Below are 12495 nucleotides of genomic sequence, written 5' to 3' on the forward strand. Positions count from 1 at the left end.
CATTTTTTCTCCTTGCGACTAAAGCTTGGGGAGGAAGGCGTAAACGCCACCCTCCCCAACTGAGCAATTATTGCAAAATCTTTCTTGCTAATGCTGCAAGGTCTTCAATATCGATTTTTCCATCGTTGTTCAGATCCGCTTTTTTATACAAATTCCAATTGGGATCATCCGATGCTTTACCGTATAATGCCGCCATAATACCCAGGTCACCGACACTGAATTTGTCGTCTCCGTTCAGATCCTCCGGAAGCTGCGTATTCACGGATGCCCGGAACACTTGCAGTGCCGTAATCAGCTGTGCCGCGGCTTGATCCACTTGCGATTGGGTGGCTGCTGCATCGCCCGCGATCTCGCTGGCGGCATGAATGGCAGCCTGCAGAATCGCTTTCGTGCCTGCCGGATATTCGCCCGTTCTTGTGCCTTCCACAGCTGCATCGTGAGCCGCTTGGGCCTCGCTGATCGAAGCGTTCAGCGCCGCTTTATCCACCGTGCTGATGACCGAATTCTTGAACGTTTGCAGCGCTGTTCGCAGCTGAGACAGGGCCAGATCAACCGCTTCCTGTGTGGCCTGCGCGTCAGCGGCTACAGCCTGGGCTGCGTTCATCGCCGTTTGCAGTATCGCTTTCGAGCCTGCCGGATACTCTCCGAATTTGGTGCCTTCCACGGCTGCATCATGCGCCGCCTGGGCTTCGACGATCAAGGAGCTGAGCGCCGCTTTGTCGACATGCTTGATTTGTACCGTATGTGATGCGCCGGTCAATTCGGTTTCCATTCCTTCTCCGTTAGCAACGGTCAGACCGGTTATCCTCATCGTACCGTTTGCCGGAAGTACGGATGTCTTGGCTTTGAAGCGAAGCGTCAGCAGAGCGCCGTTCGGATTCGACGCCTTGGTTCCGACATGGACCGCGATAAACCGGATTTGACCCGGCGTTTCTTGTTTATCCACGATCAAAAATTCATTATCGATCAAGGATTCCCCGGAGATCCACTCGAACTTCTCCGGATCATAGGTGACGGTCACGTCTTGGGCGTATACGCTTTGGCTCACACTGCCAAGTCCATAGGTCAGATCGAAAGTCTCGCCGGGCGAAACGGCGTCTGTACCCGCTAAGAGCGCGCCAGGCTGACTCTTCGCATGCTCGATGGTGATATCATCGAAGAAGCCGCGTGCGTATCCGGTTTTTCCGGTCCCGTTATAAGAGATGAGAATCTTATCAACCGTTTTCCCTGCCGCTACCGCTCCGATATTGGACGTAACAAGGTTCCACTGATCCGCTGTCAGCTTTCCGCCGCTCCCCTGCGCATTTGGATGAAGACCTACACCGTTTTGATCGGTGGCGCCCAAATTACGCAAATAGGTGCCGTCCGTGAACTGAAGGTCAACGGATACATATTGACTTGTCGTTCTTGTGTTTTCCGGCAGTACGGTCGCGCCGCTTCCTTCCGGATAGATCCAATAAGACAACACCGTAGAAGGTTTAATATCGAAATGAGCTTCAAACATTTTATTGTACGCGTAGTTCTCCTCCGCGCTTGTTGCCTGGACCGAATACAAAATGGAATTGGTGCTGTTGTGGCCGGTTACTCCGGCCTTCGTCTCGAATCCGGTGAGACCGCAGCAGAATCCCCCGATGTTTTTCGATTCGATGGTGTCGTTTTCCCAAGTCGGGATCACGTCGCCCGCCTCCAGGCCCGTCTTAAAATCGACACCTTCACCATATTCAAGGTCAGCCGCGGTTAAAGCAAGCACCGTGACAGTAAATGACTTCGTCCCGCTTGCGCTGCCTCTCTTCACCGTTGCGGTCAGCGTAAGCTGCGCATTTGGCTGTCCGATACCCGGACGTTTTACGATTTTTCCCTCGTGATTGATGACCGACGGATTCGAGCTTACCCAGGTGATCGTCGTTCCGTAGTCAAAATTGCCGCCCGGTAAGGCTAGTTTTCCGGTAATCGCATGGGTATCGCCCAAATCCAGTCCTTGGATGGTCTCTGCTACCGCTGCTTCATCGTTTAAGGAAGCCGGCGGATTTGCCAGGAGCTCGATTTCAGCCAAAGAAGTCGTGGCAGTGCCGCTGTTTTCGGTAATCTCCAATTTGTAGAATCCGTATTTCCCAGGATTTTGAACGCTGAAAGGTCGGGTATATAAGCGCCACGCAAACGCTTCGTTGCTTCTTTGATCCAATACCGTCCAGTGTTGACCGTCATTGGAACCTTTCAGAACCCAGCTTTTCGCGTCGCCTTCCGTATTGCCCGAAGTCAGCGTATACATCGTCACCTGCTTCTGCACGCCGAGGAACTGAAATTGGATCCATGGCGTCTGGCTGTTGAAGGTTACACGTGTATTCGAGTTATTGTCGAACAAGCTTCCTATTGCAGAGCTGTTTTGGCTGTCGGTCGCTTTAGCTGCGCCTTGGGTTATCAGCTTATCGGTCGAATCTTTGAGTGGAGCCGGAGCTGCCGGGCCTTCGGTAATGGATGAAGGTACATCGTTCTCACCGCTGCCCCATGCGGATGGTGCCGGTCCCATATCGAAATCCAACGTTGCTCCGTTTGCGATGTCAGCATGCAGCAGGGAGGTTTTCGTATGCTCCTCGCCGTTCAATCTGAAGGATTGGATGTACTTGTTCTCCATGCTGTTATTCGGAGCATTGACGATGACTTTCTTCCCGTTCTCGAGGTTGATCGTCGCTTTCTTGAATAACGGCGACCCGATGGCATATTCCGGGCTTCCCATTTTGAGCGGATAGAAGCCCAACGCGCCGAAGATATACCAGGCGGACATTTCGCCGTTATCTTCATCGCCTGCATATCCTTGGCCGATTTCACTGCCGATGTAAAGTCTGCTTAATGCTTCCCGAACCTTTTCTTGCGTTTTCCAAGGCTGGCCGGCGTAATTATACATGTAAATGATATGATGGGACGGTTGATTGCTGTGTCCGTATTGTCCCATACGCACATCCTTGGCTTCTCTCATTTCGTGAATCACGCCTCCGTAAGAGCCCGCATTGGCCGTAGAAGCAGGTTCCGGTATGCTGAAGAATTGATCCAGCTTGTCGGCCAGCTGTTCTCTTCCGCCGTAAAGATTGGCCAGCCCCTGCCCATCTTGAGGGACATGGAATGCCATATTCCAGGCGTTTGTCTCCGTATAATCGTTACCCCAATCAATCGGATTGAAGTTCTCGGGTGTCGAGCGCCAAGCACCGCTTGAGGTTCTACCGTTGAAAAATTGCACATTGGGATTAAACATGTTGACATAATTTTGCGCTCTGTTGATGTAATACTGGTAATCTTCCCCGTAATGAGCGTTGTATGGATCGCTCGGATCGTTCTTCACGGCTAGCGCTTGGGACAAGTTCGCAATGCCGTAATCGTTGATGTATCCATCCATAGCCCATGACAAGCCTTCACCTGTGCCGGTGTTTGTATAGCCGTCGAAAATAGATGTGGCCATCCCTTTTCTGCCGACATTGGCATTAGGCGGAGTCACGGCAGCGTCTTTCAACGCCGATTTGTAAAAGCTTTGCACGTCAAAATTCGTGATCCCTTTCAGGTAAGCGTCAGCAAAAGCGACATTCGCGCTTGTTCCTACCATCAGGTTGGCATAACCCGGTGAAGACCATCTGGAAATCCAGCCGCCATCCCGGTAATGTTGGACGAATCCGTCAATCATTTCGCCGGCTTTGGTCGGCGTCAGTAAAGCATAGGCCGGCCATGTCGTCCGGTACGTATCCCAAAAGCCGTTGTTGGCATAAGTTTTGCCGTCTGCGATGCTAGCGCAGGTCTGGGTTGCCGTACTCGTCGTGCAGGTTGTAATCGGTGTCTGGTCGGCATGCTTATAAACCGGTGCTTCGTTAGTGCCGACATTTTCAAATGTCGAGTTTGGATACAAGTATAAACGGTACATATTCGAGTATAGAGTGACTAACTGATCTTCTGTCGCCCCTTCAACTTGAATAATTCCCAGGAGCTGATCCCACTGCGTCTGAGCCTTCTCTTTGATCGTTTCAAACGTATCGCTTGGACCGATTTCCAACTCCAGGTTCTTCTTCGCCTGATCTAAACTGATCAAGGATGTGGCGATTTTCATTGTAACCACTTTATCCGCCGTGGTATCGAATTTGTAATACGCCTGCACATTCGACCCGCCGCCTCCGCTTCCGGTCAGCTTTGTACCGGCCGTTACCGGCTTATCGAATGCCGCGTAGATGAACATGCGCGTCGCGCCGGTGGAAAGGCCGCTTCGTTGATCCGTGTAGCCCGAAATGGTTTGGTTGACTGGATCAAGCGCAATACTGCCGTTGTTGCTCTGGTTATCAAAAATAAGGTTGGAGGAATCGCCGGTGAACGTAAATCTGAAAATGGCGGCATGATCCGTAGGAGTGAACTCCGTTTTGATGCCGTTCTCAAAGGTTACGCCGTAATAGTAAGGCTTCGCAATCTCGTTGGCATGCTGGAAAGGCAATGCCCGGGTTGTACGGCTGATACTTGGCGTCCCCGCCGTGTCTGACGGCATGACATGAAACGTTTGGCGGTCTCCCATCCAGGGACTTGGCTCATGGCTTAAGGCAAAGGCCTGAATGGTGGGGAGATTGTTCGCGTTATTGCTTTGATTGTAGTAATAAGTCCAATCCGAACCTGCATTTGTTTTGGGTATCCAGAAGTTGAATCCGTGCGGTACGGCAACGGCCGGAATATTATTGCCCCTGGAGAATGTGCCGTTCGATTGTGTGCCTCTGAGGATGTTGACATATTCAGAAAGCCTGTTGTAGGTTTGGGGAACGGGATTCCCTTCGATTTTGACATCGTCAATCGTCCCTTTGAATCCTGTGCCTCGAACAGCCGCCGGGTTATCATACGCAATCAGGATGCGCTTGATCGTTTTTCCGGCCGCAACGGCACCGATTCGGGATGTTTTGAAATTCCATTGATTGTTATAGAGTGTTTTCGAATTCCCTTGATCCTGAGGATTCACTTTAACACCGTGCTGGTCTACCGCGCCTAGACTATGAAGATAAGTCCCGTCGGAAAAAGCAAGATCAACCGCAGCGTACGTGCTGGAATAATCCATTTGAGCAATGTCGGTAAACTCCGGAGCTATGTAGTAGGAAAGCTCGGTATTCGGTGTCACGGTAATGTCAACATCATAAAGTTTATTGTACGAATACGCCCTTCCATCCGCCAAATGGATTCCGGAATAAGTGAGGGCCTTCAAACCGCTCCAACCGGCATTAGATTTCGCGGCATAGAGACCCGAAGGACCATTCGAAATAAACGATTTCATATCAGCCGGGGGCGGTGGAGGCAGTACGATCCCGTCGGAGAGCTGAAACTCTGCCAGCTGGATGTAAGAATCCCCGCTGTTAGCCGTGATGTTAATCCGATAATACAAGTACGGGGTGTCGTTCGAGAAATCATATACTTTAGTCTGGAAACGATTGCTGAACGTTTCATTTGTTCTTGTATCCACAGTAGTCCAGGTGCTGCCATCATTCGAACCTTCAAATTGCCAGTTTTTAGGATCCCTTCCCGGAGAATCGTTCGCCGAGGTCAGCGCATATCTCACGATGGCAATCGGTTCGGAAAGCTTGAATTTCACCCAACTGGTCGAGCTCGTATCCAGCCATTTTGAATTCGAGCTCGAATCAATCAGATTGGCTGCCACTTCGCCGGATGAAGCATATTCTCCTCTTGCCGTTACTTCCACGACCTTGTTCGTGACACTCCCCGGAATGCCTGCAAACGGGGTGTTACCGTCTATTCCGGCTGTCAAACGATTGCCCTCATGGTCCGTATCCACGGTGTTTTGCCATGTCACTGGCGGATCACCGGCTTCAAAGGATGAGAGAAAATCGCTTACTTCATTAGCCGCAAACGCCTGCTGATTCAAAGGGTCGTATAACCCCCCCGTCAGCAGAGCGACGCTCATAGCTGCAGCCAGGAATTTCCCGGCTCTTCGGTTACCCATTTCAACAAACCTCCCTGTAATTTTGTTATTGGTAAATCAATGAAAGCGCTTACTATAAACCATCTTACTTCAATCATTTGGCTTTAACTACGCGCTAAATCTATCTTTTCTTCCGAAAAAATAATCAGTTTTAACCGACGGCGCCACTAATCGAGAATTAATCTTGCGATCCATGCAAGATCCTTGACATCTACCTTACCGTCAAGGTTGACATCCGCTTTCGCCACCTTCGACCAATCCGGATCGGCCGGTGTTCTGCCGTAAGCCGCAGCCACAATAGCCAAATCTCCTACCGAGTACTTGCTGTCGCCATTTAAATCCCCCGGTTCAGACTTAATGACCGAGGCGATAAAGGTTTGCAGCGCCGCCTCCAGATCACCCGCCGCTTCCTGCACCTGCTGATCGTCTGCAGCGGGATTGTCAGCCACCGCTGCTGCACGGTCAATCACCGCCTGCAGAGCAGCTTTAGCCCCTGCCGGATACTGCCCGGACTTGGTACCTTCTATCGCAGCATCATGCTGTGTTTGGGCATTGGCGATTAAAGCCAGCAGCCCTGCTTTATTCACTAGGGTGATTTGTACGTGATACGATGTGTCGTTTAGCTTCATTTCCACGCCTTCACCGTTGGAGACTACGATGTCTGTCATCGTAACCGTAGCGGAGGCGGGCTCGGAAAGTGGTTTTGACCTCAAGTGAACGACCAGCAGCTCCCCGTCCTCATGAATGGCATGATCCGCTCCTTGACTCACCGTACTGATCCGGACCCGGCCCGGCGTATCCGATTGAATAACGACCGAGATCCCTTCTTTTAACGATTCCGCATCGATAAAATCCAACTGCTCCGGATTAAACATGAAGGTCAGATCCTGAGCATAGACACTTTGGGATACACGGCTCAGCCCATAGGTCAGGTCGAAGGATTGACCGGACGCAACGACTGCGGGACCGCTTAATACGACCGAGGGAAGAGCAATGGGCTGCGTCGTCACGGAAGCGCTCGGACCATCGGTACTCCAGAGACCGGATGCATTACCCGCTTCCACCTTAAAGGTATACTGCTTGTTGGGCGTGAGACCGGTAACCTGGTATACACTGCCGGTAACAGCAGCCAATTCGTCGCCATCCTGATAAATTTTATAGCCGGTCACACCAGCCGGATCGGAAGCTCCCGACCATGTCAGCATCAGTCCGGTCAGCGTGACATCGGATACGCTCAACTGCTTATCTGCCGACCATTCAGGCGCACGCGGAGGATTAGGCACTCCCTTGAGTATCTCTCTGGCTATCATGGAAAGGTCATCGATGTCGACCTTACCGTCATAATTAAGATCCATCTTCACATATCGCGTCCAATCCGGATCGGCGGACGTCCGGCCGTAAGCGGCCGACACAATGGCCAAATCTCCTATCGTATACTTGCTGTCGCCGTTTAAATCTCCCGGAAAAGGTGTATGGACCGAAGCGATGAAGGTCTGCAGCGCTGCATTCAGCTCATTCGACGCCTGCTGCACCTGCTCATCCGTAGCAGCCTGATTGTCGGCCACTGCTTGAGCACGGTCAATAGCCGCTTGAAGAGGCGCTTTAGAGCCTGCAGGGTACTGCCCGACGCCCGTTCCTTCAACTGCTATGTCATGTTTCGTTTGTGCGCTGGCGATTAAAGCCAGCAGCCCCGCTTTATCCACCACGGAAATTTGAACGCTGTGCGAAGCAGAGCCCACCCTCATTTCCACACCTTCGCCGTTGGAGATGGCAATGTCTGTCGTCGTAACCTCCCCGGTAACGGTCGAGACGAGCGCCTTAGCCCTCAAGCGCAAAATCAGCAATTCGCCATCCTCATGGACCGCATGACCCGCCCCTTCGCTTGCCATAATAATCCGGACCCGGCCCTGCGATTCAGATTGACCGACTACGGAGAATCCTTCTTTCAATGAATCCGCACGGATGAAGTCGAACTGTTCCGGATCAAACGTTAAGCTCAGATCCTGGGCATAGACATTTTCGGTCACACCGATCATTCCAAAGGTCAGGTCTAACGATTCACCGGCTTGTATCTTGTCCTTGCCGGTTAAGTTCGCTTGGAAGGATTCCTCGGCATGCGCATTTTGCAGCACATCCATCCAGTTCATCGACAAAAGCAAGAGGAGCACCCATACCATGAATATCCTTTTACCTTTTCTCATCGCCTGTATTCCCTTTCTGAATATAAGTAGGTATGTAAGAAAAATCAGCTTTTACAAAGCAAGCATAGACAAGATCAAAGTAACAGCTTCCGCCCGGGTTGCATGATCATTAGGTGCAAAAAGGTTACCCTCCCTGCCTTGGATCAAGCCCGCTTCTTTCGCTTCCGCAACGAAAGGAACGGCCCACTCGGGAATTTGATCCACGTCGGCAAATGCCGGTTTCTTTGCGGTATCCACTGCAATATCCGAAGCTCTGACAATCATAGCTGTAATTTCAGCACGGGTAATCATGTTTTCCGGGCGGAACGTGTCGTCTTCATACCCTGTCACAATGCCCGCTGCAACAGCTTTCGATATGCTTGGTCTTGCCCATTGCGGAATGCTGTCCAGATCCGCAAAGGATAGCTGCGCACTGCCGTTTTCCGGTAATTGAAGGGCTCGTGCCAGCATCACGGCGAACTCCGATCGGTTAACGAGTCCCTGCGGTTGGAAGGTGCCGTCTTCGTATCCGTTCACAAATCCGAGTTTTGCCGCTTTTTCTATCGCTTCTCTGGCCCAGTGGCCGGAAATATCGCTAAACGCTGTTGCCGATTTGTTCATTTGGATCTCGGCTGCCGTCTGTACGCCCGCTTTTTGAACATTGGAAACCAATTGGCTGGTAACGAGCTTCACATCGGTAAGCTCCACTGCAGCTTTCCCTTCACCGATAACTTCAAACGTGAGCGTACACAAGGTGACATCTCCGCTCTCCCCGGATATGCTGCCGATTTTGGTGGCTGCAAATTGGATAACGTTTTTTTTCAACATGGGGGGTACGGAAAATCCCTCGATGGCGCTTTTAGCCCCTTTAAGACGCAGTTGATCTTCGTTATAAGCAAAATTGACTTCGTAAGCGTATAAGTCCTGAAGATTTTGCCCTTTAACGGTGACTTGAACCTCTTGGCCGATCTCGGGTTTATCATTCGTAATGGTTAACGTGAAGGAAGCAGGGTCTGCCGCCAATGAGGTTAGCGGGATCAGGAGCATACACAGCAATAAGGCCAAATGAATGGATAAAAGTTTTCGTTTCATGTAGGTTCTTCCTTTCATCAACACTTTTCGAATCATCATCACTATTAGTAAGCGTTTTCAATTGTGAACCATCAAAAACCTATCCGGCCTCCCTTCCCCATTTCGAACTGGAACACTTCTTTAAATCACATGATACTTAAACAAATTCGCTTTAACTATGCGGTAAATCTATCTTTTATTCCATTAAAATATCCTGTTGTGGGTAAACCCCTGATTCTTCCAAAGAACAAACAGGGGTTTACCGACCAGCTGACGGGAGAAGCTCTGGATCTTCTCTTCTTTCGATTACATTATCCGAAAATCATTTTGGCTACAGCCGCAAGGTCGATAATGTCGATCTTACCATCATTGTTGATATCTGCGTGTTTGACTTGATCCCAATCCGCATCAGCAGAAGATTTGCCGTAATAGGAGGCCATGATGCCCAAATCGCCGATACTGAATTTATCGTCTCCGTTCAAGTCTTCCGGCTGTTTCATAATCACGGATGAATAGAACACTTGTAAAGCCGTACCCAGCTCAGCCGTTGCTTGCTCTACCTGCTGCTGTGTGGAATTCGGATTATCGGCTACTTCTCGGGCTTTATCGATGGCGGCTTGCAGCGCTGCTTTCGAACCAGCCCGATACTCCCCGGCTCTTGTTCCTTCCACAGCCGCATCATGCTTGGCTTGGGCGTCGGCGATCAAGGCATTCAAAGCCCCTTTATCTGCAGCCGCAATTCGTACCGTGTGGGACGCACCGATTATCGATGTTTCTACCCCTTCCCCGTCAGCGACAACGACGTTAGCCAAGGTTACCGTCGAGGAAGTGGTCTGGGACATCTCCTTGACTTTAAAGTTCAGCTTCAGCAAATCGACGTTGAGATTGGCGGAGTCCGCCCCCACATTTGCCCCAAGGATACGGATTTGGCCCTGTGCTGCCGATTTATCGACGAGCAAGAATCCATCCTTCACGGAGTGTGCAGAGATGAACTCCAGCTGATCCGGATTATAGGTGAACGTGAGATCCTGCGCATAGACGCTTTGGTTCACGCCTGTTAGGCCGAAGGTCAGATCGAACGATTGGCCGGCATCGACAGCCGCCGCACCGGTTAATATGGCGGATGGATAAGCCAAACCATACCCTCTCGGAAACAACGGTGTCGGATCGGCAGGAGTTACCCCCGGCTGCAGCTGATCAAAAGCTTTGGGCCAGGTGTAAGGCAGCTTTCCTGAGAAGTTATAATCCCCGTAAAGGACATCGGCGATGCCCGTACCGCCTTCCGATCCAGGCAGCCATGCTTCCACAACGGCATCCCAATCATGGCTGTTGATTTTGTCTGTGAGGAGTAACGGCCTTCCGGATACGAGAACGATCACTACTTTCAAATTAGGGTTGGCGGCTTTGGCTGATTTCAGATTCGCCACGATACTTTCATCGCTGCTAGCTCCTCCCAAAGTGCCGTACGATAAGGCTGCGGCGGTATTTCTGTCGCCTTGGCCTTCCGCATAAGGGTCTTCGCCGATAACGGCAATTACAGTATCGTAACCGAGCACGTCGGCCCCGTTTTGATGCCAGTCGACGGTGACATTCGGACCCCCGACCTGCTTCAATCCATCCAGCACATTAACGCCCTTGGTGACTGTGTTTCCGCCGCCCTGCCATGAAATCGTCCAACCTCCGTTCAGATAGCCGATATGGTTCGACTTATCGCCGACGACAAGTATTTTCTGTGAACCGTCTTTCTTAAGCGGCAAGGCTTGATTGTCGTTCTTCAAGAGCACCAGTGATTTCCTGGCAGCTTCCCTTGCGAGCGCCGCATGCTCCGCGCTGTAGATGACACTTTCGGGATTCAACACACTGTCCGATAAAGGATGCTCCAGCAGCCCTTGCTCGATCTTGACTCTTAAAATTCTCGATACGGCATCATTGATTCGGTCCATAGAAACTTCGCCGTTGCCGACAAGAATTTTTAAATTATGGATAAAACCTATCCAACCGCTGCCCTGTCCGCCCCCGGCTGTCGTATTGCCTTTGGCGGAGAGCATAAACATATCGACTCCCGCATTGACGCTTGCTTTCACTTGATTCCTGTAACCGACTACGGGGTTGCCTTGATCGTCCACTTGAATCTGTTGAATGGCGTTATAGTCGGAAACAACCAGGCCGGTAAATCCAAGCCGCCCTTTCAACACATCTGTGATCAAATAAGTATCCGCGTGCGTTTTCAAACCGTTGATGCTGCTGTACGTGATCATGACCGTACGTGCGCCCGCCTGAATGGATTTTTTGTACATTTCGATATAGGGAGCCAGATATTCATCTTTTGCCTGATTCAACGTTTTACCTTCCGGCACCGGTATCGTGATGTTGCCCTGATCTTTACCGTTCTCCGTTAAACCGTCCCCGATATAATGCTTGATGGAGGCGGCAATTTTGTTGCCTTGCAAAAATCCGGAATCTGCAGGATCGCCCTGCAAGCCCTCCACCGCAGCAGCACCAAGCTTAGTGACGATTTGCGGGTCTTCGCTGAAGCCCTCGTACGTTCTGCCCCAGCGAATATTCTGTACGGCGGAAATAACGGGGGCAAAGGTCCAGGTCACTCCGGTTGCCCGAACTTCAGCAGCTGTAGCCGCCCCGATTCTCCTTACCAGATCAGCGTCGTTCGCTGCACCCAAGCCGACATTATGCGGGAACATCGTAGCATTTAGCAGATTGTTATGGCCATGAACGGCATCCACGCCGTAAATAACCGGAATGCCAAGGCGGGTTCCCAAGGCTTGATTTTGAAAATTATCATACATCGTGTTCCATGCAGCAGGCGTGTTCCCTGCGGGTACGGAGCCGCCTCCGCTCAGTATGGAGCCGATGAAGTAGGTTTTTACGTCTGAGATCGTGCCTAACGAAGCACGTTCCGCTTGAACCATCTGGCCGATTTTTTCATCAAGTGTCATGGTGCCAATCAAATCACTAACCCGCTCTTCGATCGGTCGGGCCGGGTCCTTATAAACCGGAACTGCCTCTTCCGCCAAAGCTGTACCGGCCAGATTGCTGAAAACAGCGCCAAAAAGCATTGTAGATAAAGTTAAATTAACGGCAAATTTACGTTTCCATTTTTTCACGTACCCTAACCTCCTCATAGTTTACTAAGGCACTCTCCTGTAAATTTCGGTGGACTACGACATCCGCCAATGCAACGATTCAATTCATAAACGCCTCCTTGAATAGCAGCATTTCTACCGTGAGAAAAACCTCCATCGGGGTCACTTCAACGATAGAAGACCACGTACAGAGGTTTTA

General features: G+C 50.9%; 4 protein-coding genes. All 4 read right to left on the reverse strand.

Features of this window, described 5'->3' with window-relative positions; translation table 11 throughout:
- Positions 1–67 precede the first annotated feature (67 nt).
- Positions 68–5965: a GH92 family glycosyl hydrolase gene (locus tag ACZ439_RS04380; protein WP_464620667.1), complete on the reverse strand. Its 5898-nt coding sequence runs from the start codon at positions 5963–5965 to the stop codon at positions 68–70.
- A 146-nt stretch (positions 5966–6111) separates the two neighbouring features.
- Entirely contained in the window at positions 6112–8145 is a 2034-nt protein-coding gene (locus ACZ439_RS04385; RefSeq protein WP_201318935.1) for a cohesin domain-containing protein, read from the reverse strand.
- Between the two features lie 51 nt (positions 8146–8196).
- Entirely contained in the window at positions 8197–9216 is a 1020-nt protein-coding gene (locus ACZ439_RS04390) for an S-layer homology domain-containing protein (protein WP_141335541.1), read from the reverse strand.
- A 290-nt stretch (positions 9217–9506) separates the two neighbouring features.
- On the reverse strand, positions 9507–12317 hold the full coding sequence (locus ACZ439_RS04395; RefSeq protein ID WP_464620668.1) for a glycoside hydrolase family 3 N-terminal domain-containing protein: 2811 nt from the start codon (positions 12315–12317) through the stop codon (positions 9507–9509).
- Positions 12318–12495 lie beyond the last annotated feature (178 nt).

It is taken from the genome of Paenibacillus sp. JCM 9796, from assembly GCF_055379675.1.